Source organism: Streptomyces sp. NPDC103540, assembly GCF_055584445.1.
The window spans coordinates 75,381-97,267 of the sequence record NZ_JBVJMA010000023.1; the positions used below are offsets into that span (position 1 = coordinate 75,381).

A 21,887-nucleotide genomic window follows, 5' to 3' on the forward strand; every position below is an offset into this window, starting at 1 on the left:
CCGGGTGGTGACGGTTCGGAGGCTGCCTGAGACGTCACCGGGCAGGGCGGCACAAGGCCGAGCAAGTCGTTCGCCGCACCCTCGACTCGGCTGCCTGGCACGGCTGGACTGCAAACAAAGGCCGGCAACAGGGGGACGACTGCGGATGAAGCAATCCCAGCCCAGGCGTACGACAGCCATTGGTCCACATCTCGGTGTTGTTGACAATACCGATCGCTTGTTTGGTGAAGCCCGTGCCCGGGCGGGTGGTGTCCTCTATCGTCGAAGGCATGTGGATCGGAGGATCACGGATCAGGGGGCAGCGTCCCGTTCGGAAACCGCCGTCGGCGTTCGAAGAACGGACGCAGGACGCGTGCTCGGTGCTGCCGGGTCTCACGGGCGGGGCTCTCACAAGACACTTGCGTCATCCATCTGGCGCGAAACCGGCGAACGCGCTCTGCACCCATGTCCACCGCAAGGCCCCCACCCACGATAGAGCTTGCGGCCCGCTCGGTCGACATTCCACATCAGCGCAATGCTCGGCACCCCCTGCCCCCCGTCGTCACCGGCCTCACCACCCCCGCTGCGGCGAAGCTGACGCGCGCTCGGTCATCACCGGCCGCCCGGGCGACCGCCTCGCCCGGGACCCAGAGCGAACGGACGGCCCGCTTCACCGCGGACGTGCCGGACCTGTACCCGGTCACCTTGGGAACGGTCACGCATCCACCGATCCCCCAGCGCGACCTCGTCAGCCCTCCGACACCAGGAACCGGTAACGCGCCCATGACCGAACCCGAAGCCCTCCACCCTGTGGACACGCCAGCGGACCCCAGCCCGGATGACGCAAGAGGAATCGAGTTCTTCCCGGTCAACTTCACCACCTACCGCGACCCGGACCTTCCCAATCTGCAAACGGATTCGCACGTCACAGCGATCTCCGGCCTCCTTGCCCCGTTCGACCCTCAGGTGCGCCGGTGGACGGTCCCCGGGCACGAGCGCGACCGCCAGGCGGTCGAGGACCGGCTCGGCGCCTGGAGGCGCCCCGCCGCCGGTCGAATCGGCAACTCGGTGTTGTACTGGGTCGGCCACGGCAGCGCCGGACACCTCGCCCACCACCGCACCGCCGCCCCCATCGACGACGGCATCCTCCCCGAAGAACTCGCCCACGCCATCAGCAGCCGCCTGCTCCACCCCGACAGCGCGGACAGTTGGGCGATCGTCGTCCTCGACGCCTGCTTCTCCCAAGAGTTCGCCCACGACGTTCACCTGGCGCTGAGGCACCGCCACCGCGACGCACGAAGGTACCTGCTGCTGTCCACCGCCGCCCGCGGCCACGCCGAACTCGGCGCCTTCACCCACGCCCTGCAGCGGGCCCTGACCGTCTCTTTCCGAGGCAGGAAAGCCATCGGGCTCGTCGAACTCGGCCAGGAACTCGCACGAGACCTGCGCGGCTACAGCGACATCAGGGCGGACGACCTTGACGACCAACTGGTCAGAGTCGGCGATGACATCGCCGCCGCCGTTTCCGCCCCCCTCGATCAACTCGACGAAATTCAGGCCGCCCTCGACCGACTCCCGCCCGACGAACAACGCCACTTCGTGCCCAAGGCCTCCGGCGCGGAGTTCGGCGAACTCGCCTGGTATTTCCACGGCCGAGCCCTCCAACGCGACCGCATCCTGCGCTGGCTCACCACCGCCACAAGCGGCACCCTCGTGGTCACCGGCCCCGCCGGAGCCGGCAAATCAGCCCTCCTCGGCCACATCCTCCTGCGCACGCGCAGTGAAATGCGCGACATTCTTCTCCGCCGCGGCCACCTCACCGCGCTTTCACCCGGGACACCCTGCCCGGACGACCCGTTCGACCTCACCTCCCACCTCGCCGGCCTCACCCTCCACCAGACGATCCGGCTCGTCGCCGACGCCGCCGCCCTGCCCGAACTCGCTGGCGATGCCGCGCAAGGTCAGCCGACCGCTGCCTTGGCCGAGCGTCTCCTCGACGAGCTACGAGAGCGCCACCTCCCACTGACACTGCTGTTCGACGCCCTCGACGAAGCCGAGCAGCCCCTGACCATCGCCGACACCCTCCTGCGCCCCCTCGCCTCCCTCCCTCAAGTCCGCATGATCATCGGTACCCGCCGCTCCACCCACGAAGGCCCCGACCAACCCACACCCGACGACAGCGACATGCTCGACGCCCTTCAACCCCGTGCACGTTCCGCCGAGGACAGATCAGCTGAAGAAATGGTCGTCATCGAGGTCGACCGTGACTCCGAAGCCCTCGCCGGCTACCTGTGGGCCAAACTCACCGCCGCCAAGAGCCGCGGCGCCCTGCACGCCGATGACACCGACATCGCCGCCGCCGTCAACCGCTTGATCACCGATCACCCGCAAGGCGACGGCCATCCACAGCAGTTCCTGTACGCGCGCCTCGCCGCCCACGAACTCCTCAACGACCCCAACCTGATCACCGACCCCGCCCCGCTCATCGGCCGAACCCACCGCCACCTGTTCACCCGTGCCCTCGAGCGCCTGCACCGCATGAACCCCGACTACACGCCCCTCATGCAAGCCCTCGGCCTGGCCCAGGGCCGAGGCCTGCCCGACCAGGACGGCATCTGGGCCCGCGTCGCCAGTGGCCTCGCCCGCGACCCACTCACCCGGACACGGAGGACCATCCAGGAACTGCTCCAGGACGCAGCCCCCTACCTCGCCCTCGACCAAGAGCACGGGCAGAGCGTCTACCGCCTCGCCCACCGCACCTTCACCCAACACTTCACCACCGCCCCCGGCACCGCCGAGGCCCACGCCGACATCACCACAGCCCTGATCCACCATGCGACCTCGGCCCCGCAGCAACCGAGCGCCCGCGACAGGAACACGACCGGCACCACCCCATTGACTGTCAGCCCCTACACCCGCCACAACCTCGCCGCCCACGCGCGCCTCGGCCACACCTCCGAGGCCCTCCATACCCTGGGTGGCAATCCCCAAGTCCTGGACGCCCTCGACCTCACCAGCCTGACTACCGCCGTCTTCGGACAGGGCCTCACCGCACAAGGCCTACCGCCCGCCATATCAGGAACCGCCCTCCTCCAACATCACGCCCGCGATGCCATACGCGACCAACCGACCGCCACCGCCGTCACCTGGCGCCGATGGTGGCGCAGACTCGGCACCACCTACCTCCAAGGCACCCCACCACCGGCCGAACCACAACACCAATGCCACGGAATACGGCTCCCTGACCTGATCGCAGGACAGGTCCGCAAACGCCAGCTCATCCTCCAGCTCACCGGCCACACCGGCTGGGTTAACGCGATAGCGGTATTCAGCGCGCCCGACGGCACCCCCCGCCTTGTCACCGCGAGCGCGGATGAGACGCTGCGGATCTGGGATCCCACCACCGGCACCCAGGTAGGCGAGCCCCTCACCGGCCACACCGACTGGGTGAACGCGGTGGCAGCCTTCACCGCCACCGACGCCACCCCCCGCCTCGCCACCGCAGGCGGCGACAGGACAGTGCGGATCTGGAATCCCGCCACCGGCACCCAGGTGGGCGAGCCCATGAGCGTTCACCTCGCCCAGTTGACGGTGGTGGCCGTTTTCGCAGCCCCGGACGGCACTCCCCGCCTAGCCTTCGGAAGCGAGATCTGGGATCCCGCGACCGGCACCCAAGTGGGCGACCTCTACACCGGCCGCTACGAGTTACTGGACGTGGTGGAGGTGTTAGCAGGCCCGGACGGCACCCCCCGCCTCGCCACCATCGGCGACAAGGAAACGGTGCGGATCTGGAACCCCACCACCGGCACCCAGCTGCGCAAATTCCGCACCCGCCACGCCGACTGGATCGAAGCGACAGCGGTGTTCAGCGCGCCAGACGGTACCCCCCGCCTTGTCACCGGAAGCAGGGATGAGACGGCGCGGATCTGGAATCCCGCAACCGGCACCCCGGTGGGCAAACCCCTCACCGGCCACACCTTGGGGGTACGGTCGGTGGCGGTGTTCGCCGCCCCGGACGGCACCCCCCGCCTCGCGATCGGAAGCGGCGACGGGACAGTACGGATATGGGATCCCACGACCGGCACCCCGGTCGGCGAACCCTTAACCGGTGAGGTCGGCTGGGTCGACGCGATGGCGGCGTTCACTGCCACCGACGGCACCCCCCGCCTCGCCACCGGAAGCAGGGACGGGACGGTGCGGATCTGGGACCCCACCACAGTTACCCAGGCGGGCGGTGCCTTCACTGGCCAAGCCGACTGGGTGAACGCGGTCGCGGCGTTCACCGCCACCGACGGCAGCCTCCGCCTCGTCACCGGAAGCAGCGACGGGACGGTGCGGGTCTGGGATCCCACCACCGGCACCCAACACGGCCAACCTCTGCGCGGCCACACCCAGGCGGTGAACGCGGTCGCGGCGTTCACCGCCACCGACGGCAGCCTCCGCCTCGTCACCGGAAGCACGGACGGGACGGTGCGGGTCTGGGATCCCACCACCGGCACCCAACACGGCCAACCTCTGCGCGGCCACACCCAGGCGGTGCTGTCAGTGGCGGTGTTCGCCGGCTGGTACGGCACCCCGTATCTGGCGGTCGGATGCGGCGACGGGACGTTGTGGATCTGGGATTCCACGACCGGCACCCCGGTGGGCAAACCCCTCACCGGCCACACTCACCGGGTTTTCACGGTGGCGGTGTTCGCAGCCCCGGACGGGGCCCCCCGACTCGTTACAGGCGGCGGGGACGGGACGGTGCTGATCTGGGATCCCACCACCGGCACCCGGGTGGGCGCGCCCATGCGCGGCCACACCTTGGGGGTACGGTCGGTGGCGGTGTTCGCCGGCCCGGACGGTAACCCCCGCCTCGCAGTCGGAAGCGGCGACGGGACAGTGCGGATCTGGAATCCCACCACCGGCACCCCGGTGGGCGAGCCCCTCACCGGCCACACCGACTGGGTGAACGCGGTGGCGGCGTTCACCGCCACCGACGGCACCCCTCGCCTCGCCACCGGAAGCAGGGACGGGACGGTGCGGATCTGGGATCCCACCACGGGAACGGGGACCGCGCTGCCTTTGGCTACCTCCATCCGTTCGCTGACCGTGGCCGACGGCCTACTCGTCGCGGGTACCGAGGCGGGCTTCCTCTGCCTTGACCTCTCCTCGATGTACGACGAGCCGAGAGACACCGAATGAGACGAACCACGGGCCTGCGCCCGCGGCGAAATGCAAGGACTCGCAAGATGTCCAGTCTGGCCGCTCACGTGCCTCCTCTGCCACGAAGACGGCCTGTTCGCCACGAGGCTCACTACAGGCCATGCACCGCGATGGAACGATCCATCGTCCAAGAGGGTGGCGAGCGGGCAGGACCAGCTCTTGGGGCCGCCTCAAGGCGGTCGGCCCCACCCCTACCATCCCCGACCACACCATCACGACTCCTGCCCTATGCCCCCTGATCCGGCGCGCCAGGGGGAATCCTGCTGGTGGTGCGCTGACGAGTAGCCACGGACTCCGCGAGCACGTAGCGACGCCTGCCGGCTGACGGGCATGCTCGCGACCGGCGTCTTCCCCGAAGCCGCAGTCGACGTGTCCTGCTCGCCGGCATTGCCGACCGGCAGGACATCCTCAACTGCCACCTCGACCGTGCTGGCGACCGCACCTTCGGCAGAAGCTTCTTGCCGCACGGGTGTGGACACGCGCCGCTTGCCTGGACGGCGTCGGCACAGACCTGTAGCCGGGAGGGCCAAGCGACGGCCAGAGCTTGCTACCGAAGGGCTCCAGCCGTGCAGCCGCCATCCCAGGCTGCCTGGAACTGGCTCTGCATGGCCTCCTTAGAGCGGCCGTCGGCGTCGTTTGCACTCACGGAGATGATCCGCCACACGATGACGGGGCAATCCTCGAGCCAAGTGCGTCCCGGATGTGGTCGGTGCCCTCGCTCCCGTACAGGCGTTTGTGAAGCACAAGGGCAAGTACCTTGGGGTCTGTGCTGGCGATCATGCTGTGTCGGTGAGTGCGGACGAGATGTCGATCGTGAGGTGGCCCGAGTCGCTTCCGGCGGCGAGCAGGCCGCCGTGTTCAGTCAGTGCGCTGACCCGGCACGTCAGCGGCAGCTTGTGTGCTGTTCTGTTGACCAGGTTCCAGATGCGCACCGTCCCGTCGTCGCCGCCCGAAGCGAGGCGAATCGTGCTGTCGGTGGTGAAGGCCGTGACCGCATTAACCCAACCGTTGTGGCCGGTGAGGGGCTCGCCTTACTGGGTACCGGTGGCGGGGTTCCAGGTCCGCACCGTCCCGTCGTTGCCAGCCGAAGCAAGGCGAATGGTGCCGTCGGTGGCGGTGAAGGCCGTTACCGCGTTCTCCGGCGCCACCGCCACCGCCGCCACTCGCTGTACTTCGTAAAGTCATAGACCGGCTTCTCGTAGGCGTAGGCGAGGTACTGCAGCCGGAGGGTTCCGAAGATGGCGGACGGCGGGCCTTTCATGTCGAAATGGTAGGCGTTGCTCCTGATGCTGATGGGATCGAGGGCGTTGAGTACGTAGGGACGGTCGACAAACGCGCTCGTGGCTCCGGCGGGATGGCCGAGGCGTGCGTGGGGGACGAGATAGTGGCGGATGTAGGGGCTGACGTCCTCGGGGCGCGGCGCAGCGCCGCTCTCCGAGGACCGGGTTACGAGTGTGTGGTGGGCGTGTTCGGTGAGGGTGTGGGTGATGCGGGCGTGGGCGGTGGGGGCGTCGGGGTCGGTGGTGAAGTGTTCGGTGAAGGTGCGGTGGGCGAGTCGGTAGACGCTCTGGCCGCGTTCGTGGTCGAGGGCGAGGTAGGGGGCCGCGTCGCGGACCAGAGAGGTGATGCCGGCGTGGGTGCCGCCTGCCCCGTCCGGTGTGAGGGCGTCAGCAGTGGTGGCCCAGATGCCGTCCTGGTCGGGCAGGCCGCGGCCTTGGGCGAGGCCGAGAGCCTTGAGGAGGGGGGTGTAGCTGGGGTTTGTGCGGTGCAGGCGTTGGAGGGCGTGGGTGAAGAGCTGGCGGTGGGTGCGGCCGACCAGGGGGGCGGGGTCGGCCAGGAGGGTGGGGTCGGCGAGGAATTCGTGGGCGGCGAGGCGGGCGTAGAGGAAGTGCTGGGGTTCGGCGCCGGCCTGCTGGTGGTCGGTGACCAGGCGGTACACGGCGTCGGCGATGGCCGTGTCGTCGGCGTTCAGGGTGCCGTGGTGTTTGGCGGCGTGGAGTTTGGCGTGCAGGTATCCGGAGAGGGCCTCCGGGTCCTGGGTTACCTCGACATACCGTGGGCCGGCCGCCTGTCCGCTGCTCGTTTCGGCGGATCGGGGGTGGAGGGCGTCGAGGAGGTCGCTGTCGTCGGGGGTGGGCTGGTCGGGGCCTTCGTGGGTGGAGCGGCGGGTGCCGACGACGATGCGAACCTGGGGAAGGGCAGCGAGGGGGCGCAGGATCTGGTCGGCGATGACGAGGGGTTGGTCGGCTTCGTCGAGGGCGTCGAACAGCAGGGTCAGCGGCTGATCGCGTTCGCGTAGTGCGGCGAGGATGCGGGTGGTGACGTCGGCGGGTGGCTGGCCTTCGGCGGCCTGTTGCGCGAGGTCGGGCAGGCCGGCGGCTTGGGCGATCAGGTGAAGGGTGCGGGCGGGGGTGTGGCCGGCGAGGTGGACGGTGAGGTCGATCGGGTTCTCGGGGCAGGGGGTGCCGGGCGGCAGCGGTGTGAGGTGGCCGTGGCGGATCAGGATGTCGCGCAGGCGGCTGTTGGTGTGGAGCAGGACGTGGCCGAGGAGGGCGGATTTGCCGGCGCCGGCGGGGCCGGTGACGATCAGGGCGCCGTTCCTGGTGGTGGCCAGCCAGCGCAGGATCTGGTCGCGTTGCAGGGTGCGGCCGTGGAAGTACCAGGCGAGTTCGCCGAGTTCGGCGCCGGAGGCCTTGGGCAGGAAGTGGCGTTGCTCGTCGGTGGGGAGCTGGTCGATGACGGCTTGGAGTTCGGCGATCTGGTCGAGCGGTCCGGAGGCCGCGGCTGCGGCGTTGGTGGTCTGGTTGACTAGTTGGTCGCGGTCGTCGTCGAGGGTGAGGTCGTCGACGAAGCCGCCCAGGTCGCGGTTGAGTTGGCGGCCGAGAGCCCCGAGGCCGATGGTCTGCTGGGTGGGGAAGGTGATGTGCAGGGCCCGATTCAGGGCGTGAGTGAGGTTGCCGAGTTCGGCGTAGCCCTGGGCCGCGGTGGACAGCAGCAGGTAGCGGCGGGCGCCACGATACTCGGTGAAGAGTTGAAGGTGGACGGCACGGGCGAATTCCTGGGAGAAGCAGGCGTCCAGGACGATGATCGCCCAGCTGTCCTCACTGTCGCGGTGGAGCTGGCGGGTGCCGATCGCGAGGGCAATGTCCTGCGGGTTGGTTCCCCTGGGAATCCCTGCCAGGGTGCGGTGGTGGGCGAGGAGGCCAGCATTGCCATGGCCGACCCAATAGAACACCGTGTTCCCGCCGAGCGGGGCCGTCGCGCCCATCCAGGCGGCCAGGCGCTCGTCGACGGCCTGGCTGTCCCGCTCGTCGGCCCGCACCTTCCACGCGGTGGTGCGCGCGCCGTAAGGGGCAAGCAGCTCGGCGATCTCCCGCACGTACCGCTCGGTGTCCAGGTCCTCGTGGTGCCGGTAAGTGGTGAAGTTGACCGGGAACAGTTCGAAACCGCCGTCGCCGAGCGGTCCGGACCCGTGGTGGCTGGTGTCGTCGGGGCCTGGGTGCGGCGGGGTGTCGGGGTGGGGTGTGGTCAAGGGGGCGGTGGCTCTCAGGCGTCGGGAGAGGTGACGAGGACGAGTTGGGTGAGGGGGGTGTGGCGGCCGGTGTCCAGGACCACCCGGTACAGGTCCGGGGCCTCCGCGGTGAACCGGGCCGTAAGGGCGCCGTCCGTGCGGTCGGGGTCGCGGCGCAGGGTCAGGGGGTGGCCGGGGCGGCCGGTGGTGGCGGAGTGCACGCTCAGGGTGACGCCGGCCGGGGTGTCCAGGCCGGTGGCGGCGAGGGTGAGCGGTTGGCCGAGGGTTCCGCCGAGCTCGGGGGTTTCCAGGCCGGGGCCGGTTCTGTCGCCCCCCAGATGCACACCCTGGGGGCGTTCCAGGATGATGCGGCGGATCTGCCGCAGGACCTCGTCGTGGCGCATGAGGGTGCCGTGCTGGCCGTAGACGTAGGTGACGGCCTCGGTCCCTGCCCGGGCGGAGGGCAGGTGCACGGTACCGTCGCCCGAGGCGTCGCGGCGGGCGGGGATGCCGGTGGCCAGGTCGCGGACGAGTTCACCGTCCGCATCGACGTCGAAGGCATGGCGACACCCGGCGGCGACGGCGAGGCCCCCGTGCAGTTGCTCGTCGAGGGTCTGGATGGTGGGCTGGGCCTCCCCGACGATCGCCCGGTGCCCGGGCAGGACGAACCCTTCCCGGCGCTGGCGGGCATGCTCAGCCAGAGAACGGGCTGCCAGATCCACGTCGCCGCCGAAGCCGGCCACGTCCGCCGCGGTCAGGCGCTCCACGTCCAGGCCGCGATCCAGGCAGCGGTAACCGGGCAGCAGGTCGTGCACACCCGGCAGTGTCGCGGCCATCGCCTGCACCCGCCGCACCAGCCGCTTCGATTTCGCCCCGGTGTGCAGGAGGTTCAGGGCCAGAACCGACTTCGCCGACCCGAGGAACGGCGTTCCCACCGTGATGACCGTGCGGGTGTCGGCCGCCAGTTCCGGGTCCTGCTCCAGCGCGGCCCGCACCACCAGCCCGCCCATCGAGTGCGCCACGAACACCAGCCGCGGCCGCGCCCCACCCGCCGCCCAGCCGGGTGTCGCCGCGACCCGCTCGCGCCAACGGGCCAGGTGCGCGCGGGCCGCGCGAGCCAGCAGGGCACCGTTGTAGGCGACGGCCAAGCGCCAGTCGTAGGGGAACGGCGCCACCGCATCCGGATCCAGAACGACGCCCGCCAGTGCCTTGTCCAGGTCGCGGTAAGGGTCGAGACCTTCAAAAACAGGCAGCCACCACGGCCTGGCCAGCAGCGCGGTGGCGCGGATCCGGGTCAGCGGCGCCCGCCGCGCGGTGTCGGCGTCGGCCTCCCGCTCCCGCTCGTCCGCGTAAAGGGCTCCGAGCAGGCCTTGGCCGACTGGCGGGTTGGTGAGCATCGCCGGGTCCACGCCCCACAGCGGACGGCCTGCGGCGTCCTCAAGGACGCTGCCCATGATCCCGGGCACCACCACACACGCGTCCCGACTCCGGTCCTCGAACACCGGCGGCACCTGCGCGAACAGCGCCGCTCCCCCCACACCGTCAGTTCCTCTGGTCCCCATACCAGTTGAAGATAGACGAGCCCACACACCCAAGTGAGGGCTTCGCGCAAGAAGCGCGAGACGACGGACGCCAACTACCAGGAACGGCGCAGGCGGCCGCCGATCGTCGCTCCGGTACGGGGTCTCGAAGCACCGGCGGCACGCTGGCGGCCGTTGGCAGTGCTGTGGCAGCAAGAGGTGATCTGAGCGGGACCGTTTGGCGCCGCTGCTGCCGTGAGCAGCGGGCGGTGCGGGCGCTGACGTGACCACCGGCACGTGCTGACGGGGATCTTGCAGCGGATCCGCACCGGTGTTCCCCTGGCGGGATCTCCCCGACCGGTACGGCCGTGGAAGACGGCGCACGAGAGGCATCGGCGCTGGTCCGCCGACGGCACCCGGCAGAGGCTCCTACATCGGGTCCAAGCAGAACAGGACACGTCCAGAGGCATGGGCCGAGACATCTCAGTTGATTCAACGATTGTGCGGGCGCATCACGACGGCGCCGGCGCCCGTTAATGAGGTTGTAGGCGTGGTGTCGTCAGTGTGAGGCCGGTCCCGGTGAGGCATCCGTCGATGATTTCGCTGCGGTATTGGATCTGGCGGAGGCCGTGCCGTGGCCGGCGTATGAGGTGGTCGGGGTCGGTGAAGGCGGTGTTGGCCTGGGTGGTTCGGCGGAGGACTGACCAGATGCCTTCGACGGGGTTGAGGTCAGGTGCATAGGGCGGCAGGTGGTAGGCCGTGAGCCAGTGCTGCTCGTCGATGAAGGCTCGCATGCGGCGGTCCTTTGTGGACGTTCAGGTTGTCCCATATGAGGACGATGGGTCCGTCGAGCTGCTGGTGATGAGAATTCCTGGAAACGGCTCTGGCCGGGGTTCCGTGAATGATCTTGAGTAGAGGCCGCAGAGTGCCGCTGTCGGGAGGCGTGGCCATGCGCCGTTGTCACACGCGATCGACCTCAGCGGCAGTGATGACGGGGTCAGAGCCGGTGGGTAGCAGTTCAACCACCAGAGCGACAGCGTCCTCGGCAGTGTCGACTTCACCGATCACGGCGAAGGGATTCCGTCGGCGAACCCTGAACCGTCCGTTGTGCAGGGGTTCGATCGATCCAGCCTGCACAGTCCAGGGGTAGCTGGTGGAGCTACTGAAGAGCAGGGTGAAGTGGCTGGTGAACGGATACAGCCGCCGGAGCCTTGGTTGAGCGGCGGCAGCCTCCAGCAGGCAAGTGATGCTCGGAAATGGGCGCCCAGGAGCTCGGATCTGGTGTGCTGCATGGCTCCATTGCCATACGAGTCGTAGGGACTGCCAATGAGCCTCGACGGCGTCGGCTGGCCCGCGCCTGCGGGCTGCGGCCATGTCTGGCAGGACTGGTCTTGGCGGCAGGGACGGCTGCTGATCAGAGGTCTTGTTGTTCACGTCCACTGCCGTAGTCTCCCTGCTGGAGCCTGTAGCCGGTGCTCTGATGGCAAAGATCACGGCTGGGTGAGGATGCGTATCTGGGGGAGCCGGAAGGATGCCCGCCCGTGCATTGCTCTCTTGAGTGTCTTGACTCTGTTGACGTGGCCTTCGACGATGCCTGAGCTCCAGTGGAGGGTGAGGCCGGCAGTGACGGCGGCAAGGTCCTGTCGGAGGAATCCGGCGAAACCACTGATCGGCTTTGGGGCGTCCTGCTCGGTCTGGCGGATCCACTCGGTCAGTAGGAATCCGCGCCGGTGGCGGAGGAGCTCCGCGAAGGTGTGGGCAAGGTCGCAGGCTCGGGCGATGTCGGGGCAGGCGATTCGAACGTCGAGGAGACGGCGTGCGAGATCGGGCGGGAGGGTGTCTTGCGGTCGTATGATCCAGCTGGTGATCTTGCGAGGGCTGGGAATGTCCGCGCGGATGGGTTCGGCGTGGCCGGCCCGGAGGGCGGTGAGGTGTCTACGGACGACCTGGCGGCTGCCGCGGTAGCCACGCTCGCAGATCTCCAGGAAGAGGCGGCTGCCGCTGACCTGGCCGAGGCTCTCGGTGAAGCGGGTATTCAAGTACGGCTTGAACGGATCCAGGACTCCGGCCGGCTGGCGTTCGTTTGCCGAGGCCAGGAGCTGGTCGAGATCGGTGTCGCGGAAGCGTCGGACGGTCTTGCGGTCGAGGTGGAGACGGCGGGCGATGGCACTGCTGGTCCAGCCCGCCGCGACGAGCTTCTGGACGTCAGCGTGGCGGTGCCGGGTCCGGTCGATGATCGGCGTTCGCGGTAGTTCGTGGAGAGGTAGCTGCATCAGCGGCGGTGCCTCCGGAATGCGGCTGGTCACCTCGTCGACGCGTTTGCGCAGGCAGGCAGGCAGGCAGGCAGGCAGGCAGGCGCGGTGCTGGTGGCAGGTCTTCTCCACGGCACCGGCGAGATTCTGGAGCAGGTGCCAGCGGTCGGCGACTCCCACGGCGTCGGGCGCCGCTTCCTTGATCGCGCGGGTGTAGGCCGAGGCCCGGTCCCGGCAAATGATCTCGGTGCCGGGATGCTCGCGCAGCCAGGCGGCGAAGGTCTCGGAGGTACGGTCGGGCAGCACATCCACGACGTGGCCGGCCTCCACGTCGACGAGGATGGTTCCGTAGGTACGGCCCCTGCGGAAAGCGAACTCGTCGACACCGAGCACCCGCGGGGCTCGCTCCGGCACGGTCGGAGAAACCAGCAGCTCCAGCAGTCGCGTTCGTCCGGCGGCGAGATGCATGCGGCGGCACAGCCGTTCACTGGGCCGCCCACCAAGCTCAACTGCCACCTGACGGAGCCACGCCTGTGGAAGGTGGCTGTCAGCTAGCCGATGACGAGGGCCAGCAAGCGCTCGTTCTCCCACACATCACGGGGAAGGGAAAGATCGAACCGGGTCTCTATGAGCGCCAGTGTGTGACGGTCCCGGTCCCGGTCCCGGTAGGACTCGTCGTCCGGTCGTGCGTACTGGCCGTCGGAGTGCAGCACGCCGGCCGCAACCAGCTCAGGCAGCAGGAGGTCCGGCTGGTCGCCCCACCTCCAGCACTCCTCCCCGATTCCAAAGCTGCAGACGTCCACGCCGTCTCTCGCATAGGAGAACATCGCCGGCGGATGGTCCACGGAAGGGTGGAGGTGCACCACTTCCACTCCGCTCCGGGAAATTTCGGCCAGTCGACGCGTGCAGTCTCTCGGCCCGTATTCAACGGCGAAAGACCACCCGTCGTGCGCACCGACGCGCACGACATCATTGTCGGCCGTCGCCAGGTCATCGACGATCCGCGCACCCTTGCTGAAGGTCGGTGGCAGCGCAGGGCGGGCCGGCGGTCGCTGCGCGCCGAACTGCTGAACTGGTTGGCTTCGTTCGCCGACATCGCCCGTTTGGACGTCGAGGGCGGTGTTGGCGCTGCGCAGGATCTGGCCGCCGCCCGTGCGGCACGGCCAATGCTCCACGACCGCGTCGCGGATTTCTGCGAGGACGACGATCCATTGGTGAGGGAGGCTGCGCTCGCAGCCACCGCCCTGCTCTTGGCCGACCCTGCCCTCGCCTCGTCCGTACCCCGGTACGCGGGCGCTGTTCGCGAGGTCCTTGCCGTGAGCGGGGATTCGTACTACCGGTGGATCGCCCGGGAGCGCCTGGCGGCCTGGGGCGAGGACGTCACCGGTCTCGTCGCCGCGGAGCAGGAGCGCCGCGTGGCCCTCGACCGGGCACGCGATCTGGTGGACGACCCGTTCGGGGAGGGCCAGGAGCAGGCGATCCGCTGGTTGGAAGAGCAACCCGAGGACACCGCTGCTCCGGAATGGCTCGGCCGTCGGCGTGAGGACCGGACCGCACCCACACCGGCGGCCCCGCATGGGCCGGCACCCGAGCGGCCCGTGGCCGCTCCAGGGAGCAAGTCGGGGTACAGCGGCCCGTGGCGGATCGCCCGGGAGGAGGAGCGCGCCGAGTGGACGTTCACGCCGTATATAGGTGTCGGCCCCTTGCACTTCGGGATTGGAGGAGATCACCAGGGCTCTCGGCGAACGACCGGCCGTCTCGTCCTACTCCCATCACGGCGAAGACCAGCAGCTCAACTACGCTGACTTCGCCGAGAGCGGGATCAGGGCCCTCTTCCAGGACGATCGCCTGGGGTGTGTCGCCGTGGACGCCCTCACCGGACCCCAGGTGAGACTGGACACAGCCCCGCTGACCGGCTGCGCGCCTTCCCTCGTGGAGGACTGGCTCGTCCACCGCACGACACGGCCCGGCAGCCTGGCGTACAGCGTCGCCGGCGATCCGGTCTTCGCCGACCTCGGTCTGGCGCTCCGGTCCCAGCGGGCTGGCGACGTCGTCCTGACCCGACCGCTCGTCCTGGTGCATGACTGGCTCGACCTGTGGCATTCGCTGCCCAGCGAAGAATGGGACTCCTTCTGAATCGCGGTTCACCGGCCGGCGACCGTGCCCGAAATGGTGGCCAGGGTGACGTCAACGGTCGAGGAAGTTGTCGGCCGTCCGCCGCGGACCTTCTCCCAATGGGCCGCCACACACGCCGACGTCTTCCGCCCCTGATTCGAGGGAAGGGGCCGGCTCATTCCCCCCCACGCGCTGTGTGCGGGTGGCGGTCTTCATAGAAGGCCGCATGCGGCTGGGCCTTCGACATCTGCGGCATAGCCAGGACCTTTCACCAGGAGCATCTGTCGTGGTGGGTGCGGTGGACGATCCAGTCCGGATCGCGTGCGGGTGTCGGTGGCCGGGGCGCGCAGGATGCGCCGGCTGCTGCACGGCGCGGTGACGGCGTGGGCCAGGACGACGGCGGCCTGCCGCCTGGCGTCGCCCCGGGCCCACGGCCCGGGGAAGCGGACCTCATCGGCCGCCCGGACGCAGGCGCCCGAGTGGATAGCCGACTGCGAGCGCGGTGGCCGGGTGAAGGTGCTGGTCCTGATCGTGCAGGGGTTGTCCACCGGGTAGCCGGCGCGCCGGCGGATCGTCGAGGAGTTCTCGATCAAGACCCGTGTGAGCCGGATCCTACCGGACGAGCGGGCGGCGTTTCGAGGTCGACGGGGCGGAGGAGGCCCGGCGGTTCCTGAAGCGCCACGGGGTGCCCCAGGACGGGGTCCGCCGGGTATGGACGGCGATCGCCCTGTACACCACCCCCGGAATACCGGAGTTCATGGAGCCGGAGGTGGCTCTGGTGACGGCGGGAGTGGAGTAGGACGTCCTCGGCATCGGCATCGGCATCGGCATCGGCTTCGACGACATCGACGCGACCGCCCGGGCCGAGATCACTGCGCTGCACCCGCGGCCCGGCTTCAAGCGGCGCATCCTGGAAGCCTTCACTGAGGGCTTGGAGCGAAAGCCGGAGACCGCCTTCGGCAACGTGAAGGCCGACGTCCTGCGGCACTTCGCACCCGGCTTCACCCCTGGGGACTTCGTGGAGGTGATTCGGGAATCACGGTGGGAGGAGTGATGGGGATTCACCGGCCATGATCCGCCGGACGTGCCTCGGTATAGGAATGCCGGTCTGGAAGGCCGATGTGCCCTTGTGCCGTGCGGCAACCTGCGGGGTGGAACCCCGCTCCCACCGCAACAGGGCCTTCAGTCGATCTGCCGTGGTCGCAGGCACCGGCCGTGTGTACAGGAGCCGCTCCAGCCCATCACCCGTGGCCCGCACCGTCCCACCCGCCCCCTCGACGACACCGCATCCAAAGCCCCAGCAGGTCCACCCCTGCCACCACCCGGCCGAGGCGGGTGGTGGCATCCCGCTGCGGTAACGGTCCCCGACTTCCGCCGGCAAAGCGTTCAGGGGTGTTGCGCTCGCTGACACGAAGGCGGTGCCTGGCCTTGTTGTACTGACACAGGATGGCGTTTGGACTCGTCGGGCGCCGTCACAAAACCGGTGCTGCGCAGGGAGGTCTTCGTCACCGGCACCCATGTTGGTTAGGGGCGTTGACGATGTGGCGGATGATGGCTGTGGCTTGGTTCGGGTGGTGGTCCAGCCAGTCGGTGAGGTGTTGGTGGATGACCTCTTGGACGTAGGTGTCGGCTTCGGGATTGCTGAGTCTGGTTCTGGTGGATCCTTCGAAGACGGGATGGGCGAGCTTTACGGACACGACCGCGGTCAGGCCCTCGTGTACGGCTTCGGCTGTGATGTCGGCGTCGTCTGCTGACAGCTGGCCCAGGCGGCGTGCGTACGCGTTGACGGTCTGGGCCAGGGCGGACCGGAAGCCTTCTTCGTGGACGCCGCCCTCCCGGGTGCGGGTGCTGTTCGCGAAGGAGCGGAACTCTCCTGGGGACCAGGTGTTCCACTGCATGGCGACCTGCACGGAGATCGTCTGCTCCTCGTTCTCCGACTCGAAGGCGATGGCGGGGGAGTGGACGAGGCTCGGGGGGTAGGGGTTGAGGCTGGCGACGTAGGCCCGAAGACCTGCTTCGTGGTGGTAGTGGACAGGTCGCTCCGGACGCTCGTCGGTCAGTGATATGGCCAGGCCTCCGTTGAGAAAGGCCAGTTCCTGGAGGCGCTGCGACAGCGTGGCGAACGACCACAAGGTGGTCTCGAAGATGTTGGCGTCCGGCAGGAACACAATCGCGGTGCCGCGTCCGCTGCTCTCTTCGTGCCTCGTCAAGGCACTGATCGGGATGCCCTTCTCGTACTCCTGGGTCCAACGGTGGCCGTCCTGGTGGACCTCGACCGTGAGACGGCTCGACAGCGCGTTGACCACGCACAGGCCCACGCCGTTGATGCCGCCGGACACCCAGTAGCCGGTGCGGGGCTTGGGACCGAAGGACAGCTCCGTCAGCTGGCGTTCGACGGCGGACTTGCCGGTGGGGTCCTGCGCCTCGACGGGCAGGCCGCGCCCGTTGTCCGCGACGCGAATGACGCCGTCTGCGGTGATCGTGACGTCGATGGCGTCGGCGTGGCCGGCGAGGTGCTCGTCGACGGCGTATGTGACGACCTCGTAGACCATTTGGTGCAGGCCGCGTTCGCCGGTCGAGCCGATGTACATGCCGGGCCGCCTGCGTACCGCCTCGAGGCCTTCGAATACCTGGATCTGACTGGCGTCGTACTCGTTTATGTTCGCTGGCTGGCTAAGGTTGCCGGATTCGGTCATGGTGCACCCTCCCTGGGACGTCCTGAGCATGGTGAGCGCAGGTCACCAAAGCGCGGGCAGCACCGCTTTCGCACTGCCGCCCGTGCACGTCGATCCTAGATTTCTGGAGGAATACGTGCAGGTCAGGGTGCTTGTACCGAGTTCACAGGTGGCTGCGTCCACAACTTTGCCGACAGCATCGTTCTGGAGTGCCGCCACCGGGATCAGAGGATCACGAAGACCCCGCCACAGGCGTGCACGGGGCGTTCCAGGCTGGAGCGGGGCGCCCTTTCCTCGCGACTTTCCCGGCAGCGTGTAACTCGCCTAGCTGGAGAGACCACGTTGAGAAGGCAGACCCGCGAGCCCTGCCACAACCGCTACCTCGCCCAGTCGACGCCGAGCTCCCGCAGCGCGCCTGTCCAGGGGCGGTCTTTCTGATCAGTGGCTGGTGGTCTGGCCTGTGCTGATCAGTTTGGGGTGTGGTGGCGGGTAGGGGATTGCAGTGTGCCAGTAGCTGCAGTGATGGTGCGCGTGTGTTGGAGCAGGGGCCTGGCCTGCGGCTTTGTCAGTTAGCTGGTTGCTGATCAGGCCGTGTCATTTGTGCTGCGCAGGGTTCAGGTTGAGTGGCCGTTCGTATGCAGCGGAGCGTGGACGGGCTCCCTGTGCCTGGGTAGGGCGTGGCTCGCGCGGGCCGTGGTGCGCTTGGCGGGGGCGGCGAGAGTCGTTGGCTGGTATCGGGCCGCTGTGGCGTGACCTGCGAGGCCGCGGGGCGTTATAGCGAGGTGATGCGGCGTGGGCCGGGGGTGCGTACGGCGGGCAGGTCATCGCGGTCTTCGTCGCCGGAGAGTGCGTCGGCCGGCAGGCGGCGGTAGTGGTGGAGCAGAGCGGCCACCTGCTCGGGCTCGGTGTCGATGGCTGCGACCAGCGCGGCCAGGAGTTCGGCGCGGGAAGTACGTTCGCCGGCTGCGGCGGCCGCGCGGACCAGGATGGTCAGCCTGCGGTCGATGTCCTCGGGCCAGAGCACCGAGGTTGTGCGGCGCTGCTGATGGCGCAGCAGCTCCATGGCTCCTCCTCGGTGACAGCTGGTATATAACGAATATATATTGCGTGCATGGTGACGCTGCTGCAAGACCGTAAGGCTCCCGCGCGATCCGACTTCGGGATGGGGACGGTGCGGGTGGGGGGCCGGGAACTGCGGCCGACGCCGGTCTTCGACACTTACTGGCGTTTCGCCTCCGCCCGGCAGGCTGTGTACGAGGCTCGCTTGGCCCGGCGGGCTCAGCCCTGGACCAGTGATCCGATCCTTGCCAGGCACCGGTTCACCAACTGCTACCGCGCTGCTGACCGGGTCAGTCAGGCCCTGATCGGCGAGGTGATCTACCAGGGTTCGCAGGAGTGGGAGGAGGTGTTCTTCCGCACGCTGCTGTTCAAGATCTTCAACAAGGAGTCCACCTGGCGGCTGCTTTCTCGCGAGGTGGGGGCGTTGCGCTGGGAGACGTACGACTACCGGGTCTACGACCGGGTGCTGTCAGCTGCGTTCGGCCGCGGCGAGCGGTTGTATTCGGCTGCATACATCGTGCCTCCCCCGCAGCTGGGTGAGGAGCGCAAGCACCGCAACCATCTGCGGCTGCTGGAAATGATGATGACGTCGAGAGCTCCGGAGAGGGTCCTGACCGCGCCCACGCTGCGGGAGGCTTACGAGGTCCTGCTGGGCTATCCGGCCATCGGCCCGTTCTTGGCGTACCAGTTCGTGATCGACCTCAACTATGCGGCTGAGATGTCGTTCTCGGAGATGGACTTTGTTGTGCCCGGCCCTGGTGCACGGGACGGGATCCGCAAGTGTTTCGGTCCGGCGGCCGACGGCATCGAGGCGGAGGTGATCCGGTACATGGCCGACACCCAGGACGAGCACTTCGCCCGGCTGGGGCTGCCCTTCTCCGGGTTGCGGGGACGCGCGTTGCAGCTGATCGACTGCCAGAACCTGTTCTGCGAAGTCGACAAGTACGCGCGTGTCGCCCACCCGGACATCGCCGGCATCAGCGGCCGCAGCCGTATCAAGCAGACCTACCGTTCCTCAGGGGCGCCGATGCCGGCTTGGTTCCCGCCCAAGTGGGGTCTCGACGCATCCTGCTGACCGCGGCTTCTATGCGGCCAGGATCGGGGTGTCGCTCAGCAGCGGTCGTAGGGCGGTGATCGGCCCGTCCAGGTGGGCGTGCCCGGCGACCACGGTCAGGGTGCCGGGGGCGAGGTCGGCCTGGTTCGCGATGTAGGTCAGGAGTCTGCCCAGGCCCAGGTAGTTGCCGTATGCCCGTTCGAACATGTAGTGGCTGCGGTACAACGCTGCGGCATGTACTCGGCCGTCACGGTCCAGCTGGAAGGAGACGTGGCTCAGGCAGGGAAAGCCACGGTAGAGATTGTCGCGGTCGGCGGCGTGGACGAGCAGTTCGGCCGGCACGTCGCCGTCGGTGGGGTGTGCGAGGTCGGCCTCGTAGGCGGCGGTCATCGGTCCCTTGCCCGCGACCTGCTTGCGCAGGCGGCTGATGATGTTGCCGACCTGGTCGATGTCGGTGTTCTTCGCGCCGGGGTAGGCGACCAGACGGCCGAAGTAGGTGCCGTGCGCATTGCCCGGGAACTTCCGCAGTCGCGAGTACATGGCGCGGTATCGGGCGACGAGGTCGTTGTGGTCTGAAGCCCGGGCGGCGAGGCCGGCGGGGAAGATGGTGCCGGCAACGGTGTCGATCGGCTCGTGCCGTTTGGCGGCGCGCAGCCGGTCCAGTTCTGCGCGGAAATCGGTGTCGTCGGCGGTGGGGTCGGTGATGCGTACGACTGTGTGCAGGCCGGTGCGCGACGGGTTGTCCTTGCGGTCCAGGGCATTGCAGGCGGCGATCCAGGCGCGGGTGACGTCACGGCCGGTTACATCGAAGCTGATCACGGATCCTCCTGGTGTGTCGACGGGTCAACAAGGAGCTTTGGGTGGGACAGTGAACGTCAATCCGGCCAGACGTCGTGAACACCGACGCGGGGTGAATCACGCATCACCGTCAGCTGCACCGGCTCGTCCGGGCTGGATGCCGATACCTCCAGCACAGCGGATCCGCGGAACTCGTCGGTCATCACCACAGCCTCGGCCGTTTGCCCGGCGCCCGTCCAGCGGACCAACCCCTTGGGCATGGAGTCCAAGAAGGCATTGTTCTCTTGGGTGATCAGCACATCACCGACATCGGCATGTACCTGCTGCCGGTGGCAGGCTGCGGTGACGACGTGAACGTGAGCGTCCGAAGGCAGAGCCGCTCCGCCCACCAGGGAGCTACGGAGCGCAGCTGGCGAGATCTTCGCCCACTGGCGGGCACGGTCCGCTCCCAGCAGGCGGAGGTTCTGCATCTGCCGCACGGTGCCCGTGTACGAGGTGCCCAGTTCCCTCGCCAGCCGGTATACGTGCTCCGGGCCGGTCGGTTGCCCCTGGCAGATCCGGTCGAGCCCTGCCAGGACCGCAGGGCGCGGCATGAGGAACCACGCGGCGAACGCCTCTGCGGTCTTCTCTTCATCCGGCCAGCTGCCGTTGCCCCAGCGCAGTGCCGGGTTGAGGTCGTCGTCGGCCGCGCTGCGGTGGCCTAGTTGGTGGTGCCCGAGCTCGTGGGCGGCGGTGTGCCGCTGGGTGACGATGTTCAAGTTGGCATTGAGCAGGATGGCCGGCCCCTGGTCGGCGGGGGAGATGTAGACGCCGAACAAGCGCGGCATCGGCTGTGCCATCCCGACGAGGTCGGCCCTCTTCAACGCCTGGTGGACGGGCACGTAACGGGTACGGTCGACGCCAAGGTCGCGGTGGGCCTGGGCGGCTGCGATTCCGGCGATGCGGTGCGCCACCGCCCAGTTCACCGTCGGTTGTCCTGTTCCGCAGGCTCCTCCTGCTCCTGTTCCTTCTCGGCCGCGCGCCGCAGCGAGAGGTACTCGGCGAACTCCATCACCGTCTTCTGGTCACCGTCGGTCAGCTGGGCCAGCGCGCGCGGCAGTCCTGCCAGGGCGTACTCGCCTGCGTCCGCGTCCTCTTCCTCTGCGAGGAAGTAGGAGACCGGCTGTCGGTACAAGCGTGCGAGCTTCTTCAGCTCCAGGCTGTCCACACGCCGTTCGCCGCGCTCGATGTCACTGATTGCCGAGCGTGGAATACCGGTGTTGTCGGAGACGAACTGCTGAGACATGTTGAGGTAGTCGCGAGTCTTCTTCAGTCGCTCGCCGAGCTGAACGAGCTCGGGATCACGGGGGCGGGCCTCAGAGGGGGGAGGGGTCATGGTTGCTGCCCTTCTATGACGGCCTCCTGCACCGCGCGGGCGAAGGCCTGCACGGATCGGGTGGCCTGAGCCGATTGGCGGTCGGCCGGGATGGCGATGGAGTAGCGCTCCTCGATACGCGTGAGGATCTCCACGATCAGGAGCGAGTCGACGGGCAACTCTGCTCCGCCGTCCTCGAGCGCGTCCCTCACCTCGGCCGCGGTCTTCTCCTGCAGCTCTGCCAGGAACTCGATGACGACCGAGACGATGTCGCCGGTGTCAGGCGTGACGGTACTCAGCAGTCCCTCCAATCGTCCGCATTCCCAACGGCGTTGTCCTAGGATACGACAGTGTCGGCTGAT

Annotated in this window: 17 protein-coding genes and 3 pseudogenes; 7 read left to right on the forward strand and 13 right to left on the reverse strand. The window is 68.5% G+C overall.

Annotation, left to right across the window (positions count from 1 at the left end; all coding sequences use genetic code 11):
- Positions 1–762: 762 nt before the first annotated feature.
- On the forward strand, positions 763–5,166 hold the full coding sequence (locus ACZ6ZI_RS37060) for a P-loop domain-containing protein (protein ID WP_469528774.1): 4,404 nt from the start codon (positions 763–765) through the stop codon (positions 5,164–5,166).
- Positions 5,167–5,963: 797 nt separating this feature from the next.
- Here ACZ6ZI_RS37060 and ACZ6ZI_RS37065 read toward each other — a convergent pair.
- The 3 genes and pseudogenes from ACZ6ZI_RS37065 to ACZ6ZI_RS37075 all read right to left on the reverse strand — a co-directional run.
- Positions 5,964–6,197, reverse strand: a pseudogene (locus ACZ6ZI_RS37065) (hypothetical protein); the annotation flags it as partial.
- Positions 6,198–6,313: 116 nt separating this feature from the next.
- Positions 6,314–8,719, reverse strand: a complete 2,406-nt coding sequence (locus ACZ6ZI_RS37070) for an AAA family ATPase (RefSeq protein ID WP_469528776.1) — start codon at positions 8,717–8,719, stop codon at positions 6,314–6,316.
- A 14-nt stretch (positions 8,720–8,733) separates the two neighbouring features.
- Complete coding sequence (locus ACZ6ZI_RS37075) at positions 8,734–10,236, reverse strand: esterase/lipase family protein (protein WP_469528778.1); 1,503 nt, start codon at positions 10,234–10,236, stop codon at positions 8,734–8,736.
- 279 nt (positions 10,237–10,515) lie between these two features.
- Between ACZ6ZI_RS37075 and ACZ6ZI_RS37080 the strand changes: the two genes are divergently transcribed.
- On the forward strand, positions 10,516–10,755 hold the full coding sequence (locus ACZ6ZI_RS37080; RefSeq protein WP_469528780.1) for a hypothetical protein: 240 nt from the start codon (positions 10,516–10,518) through the stop codon (positions 10,753–10,755).
- On the opposite strand, the pseudogene ACZ6ZI_RS37085 reads toward ACZ6ZI_RS37080, so the two are convergent.
- From ACZ6ZI_RS37085 to ACZ6ZI_RS37100, 4 genes and pseudogenes are all read right to left on the reverse strand, one after another.
- Positions 10,752–11,079 (reverse strand): annotated as a pseudogene (locus tag ACZ6ZI_RS37085) (transposase); the annotation flags it as partial. The gene ACZ6ZI_RS37080 and the pseudogene ACZ6ZI_RS37085 sit on opposite strands and share 4 nt — an antisense overlap.
- Before the next feature lie 99 nt (positions 11,080–11,178).
- Positions 11,179–11,592, reverse strand: a complete 414-nt coding sequence (locus tag ACZ6ZI_RS37090; RefSeq protein WP_469528820.1) for a DUF6193 family natural product biosynthesis protein — start codon at positions 11,590–11,592, stop codon at positions 11,179–11,181.
- Between the two features lie 116 nt (positions 11,593–11,708).
- Positions 11,709–13,061, reverse strand: coding sequence for an ISL3 family transposase (locus tag ACZ6ZI_RS37095; RefSeq protein WP_469528781.1), 1,353 nt, complete (start codon positions 13,059–13,061; stop codon positions 11,709–11,711).
- Complete coding sequence (locus ACZ6ZI_RS37100) at positions 13,022–13,435, reverse strand: DUF6461 domain-containing protein (protein ID WP_469528783.1); 414 nt, start codon at positions 13,433–13,435, stop codon at positions 13,022–13,024. The genes ACZ6ZI_RS37095 and ACZ6ZI_RS37100 overlap by 40 nt, the downstream gene beginning before the upstream one ends.
- On the opposite strand from ACZ6ZI_RS37100, the gene ACZ6ZI_RS37105 reads away from it, so the two are divergent.
- The 4 genes and pseudogenes from ACZ6ZI_RS37105 to ACZ6ZI_RS37120 form a co-directional block, all read left to right on the forward strand.
- Complete coding sequence (locus ACZ6ZI_RS37105) at positions 13,418–14,275, forward strand: hypothetical protein (protein WP_469528785.1); 858 nt, start codon at positions 13,418–13,420, stop codon at positions 14,273–14,275. The genes ACZ6ZI_RS37100 and ACZ6ZI_RS37105 overlap by 18 nt on opposite strands.
- Positions 14,276–14,357: 82 nt before the next feature.
- Positions 14,358–14,606 carry a hypothetical protein gene (locus tag ACZ6ZI_RS37110; protein ID WP_469528787.1) on the forward strand — a complete coding sequence of 83 codons (249 nt, stop codon included), beginning with the start codon at positions 14,358–14,360 and terminating at the stop codon, positions 14,604–14,606.
- Between the two features lie 300 nt (positions 14,607–14,906).
- Positions 14,907–15,140 carry a hypothetical protein gene (locus ACZ6ZI_RS37115; RefSeq protein ID WP_469528789.1) on the forward strand — a complete coding sequence of 78 codons (234 nt, stop codon included), beginning with the start codon at positions 14,907–14,909 and terminating at the stop codon, positions 15,138–15,140.
- A gap of 58 nt (positions 15,141–15,198) precedes the next feature.
- Positions 15,199–15,639, forward strand: a pseudogene (locus ACZ6ZI_RS37120) (HD domain-containing protein); the annotation flags it as partial.
- Positions 15,640–16,090: 451 nt separating this feature from the next.
- On the opposite strand, the gene ACZ6ZI_RS37125 reads toward ACZ6ZI_RS37120, so the two are convergent.
- Both ACZ6ZI_RS37125 and ACZ6ZI_RS37130 read right to left on the reverse strand, forming a co-directional pair.
- Positions 16,091–17,281: an ATP-binding protein gene (locus ACZ6ZI_RS37125; RefSeq protein WP_469528791.1), complete on the reverse strand. Its 1,191-nt coding sequence runs from the start codon at positions 17,279–17,281 to the stop codon at positions 16,091–16,093.
- A 751-nt stretch (positions 17,282–18,032) separates the two neighbouring features.
- Positions 18,033–18,323, reverse strand: coding sequence for a hypothetical protein (locus ACZ6ZI_RS37130; RefSeq protein ID WP_469528793.1), 291 nt, complete (start codon positions 18,321–18,323; stop codon positions 18,033–18,035).
- Positions 18,324–18,371: 48 nt separating this feature from the next.
- On the opposite strand from ACZ6ZI_RS37130, the gene ACZ6ZI_RS37135 reads away from it, so the two are divergent.
- Positions 18,372–19,394 (forward strand): nucleotide kinase domain-containing protein, encoded by a 1,023-nt coding sequence (locus ACZ6ZI_RS37135; RefSeq protein WP_469528795.1) that lies wholly within the window; start codon positions 18,372–18,374, stop codon positions 19,392–19,394.
- A 9-nt stretch (positions 19,395–19,403) separates the two neighbouring features.
- Here the strand turns inward: ACZ6ZI_RS37135 and ACZ6ZI_RS37140 are convergent, their stop codons facing one another.
- Genes ACZ6ZI_RS37140 through ACZ6ZI_RS37155 form a run of 4 tightly spaced genes read right to left on the reverse strand, consistent with a single transcriptional unit; the run spans position 19,404 to position 21,836 of the window.
- A complete protein-coding gene (locus ACZ6ZI_RS37140; RefSeq protein WP_469528798.1) occupies positions 19,404–20,192 on the reverse strand; it encodes a thymidylate synthase family protein in 789 nt (262 codons plus the stop codon).
- Positions 20,193–20,248: 56 nt separating this feature from the next.
- The gene (locus ACZ6ZI_RS37145) at positions 20,249–21,136 is read right to left on the reverse strand and encodes an ImmA/IrrE family metallo-endopeptidase (RefSeq protein ID WP_469528799.1); all 888 of its coding nucleotides are present in this window, start codon (positions 21,134–21,136) and stop codon (positions 20,249–20,251) included.
- Positions 21,133–21,546 carry a helix-turn-helix domain-containing protein gene (locus tag ACZ6ZI_RS37150; RefSeq protein ID WP_403637322.1) on the reverse strand — a complete coding sequence of 138 codons (414 nt, stop codon included), beginning with the start codon at positions 21,544–21,546 and terminating at the stop codon, positions 21,133–21,135. Before ACZ6ZI_RS37150 ends, ACZ6ZI_RS37145 begins: the two co-directional genes overlap by 4 nt.
- A complete protein-coding gene (locus tag ACZ6ZI_RS37155; protein WP_403637324.1) occupies positions 21,543–21,836 on the reverse strand; it encodes a phosphopantetheine-binding protein in 294 nt (97 codons plus the stop codon). Before ACZ6ZI_RS37155 ends, ACZ6ZI_RS37150 begins: the two co-directional genes overlap by 4 nt.
- Between the last annotated feature and the right edge of the window lie 51 nt (positions 21,837–21,887).

Excerpts from the sequence above, each read along its gene's own strand:
- ACZ6ZI_RS37060 (WP_469528774.1), top strand. The coding sequence starts at position 763 with ATGACCGAACCCGAAGCCCTCCACCCTGTGGACACGCCAGCGGACCCC.
- ACZ6ZI_RS37090 (WP_469528820.1), bottom strand. The coding sequence starts at position 11,592 with ATGGCCGCAGCCCGCAGGCGCGGGCCAGCCGACGCCGTCGAGGCTCAT.
- ACZ6ZI_RS37125 (WP_469528791.1), bottom strand. The coding sequence starts at position 17,281 with ATGACCGAATCCGGCAACCTTAGCCAGCCAGCGAACATAAACGAGTAC.
- ACZ6ZI_RS37130 (WP_469528793.1), bottom strand. The coding sequence starts at position 18,323 with ATGGAGCTGCTGCGCCATCAGCAGCGCCGCACAACCTCGGTGCTCTGG.
- ACZ6ZI_RS37135 (WP_469528795.1), top strand. The coding sequence starts at position 18,372 with ATGGTGACGCTGCTGCAAGACCGTAAGGCTCCCGCGCGATCCGACTTC.
- ACZ6ZI_RS37150 (WP_403637322.1), bottom strand. The coding sequence starts at position 21,546 with ATGACCCCTCCCCCCTCTGAGGCCCGCCCCCGTGATCCCGAGCTCGTT.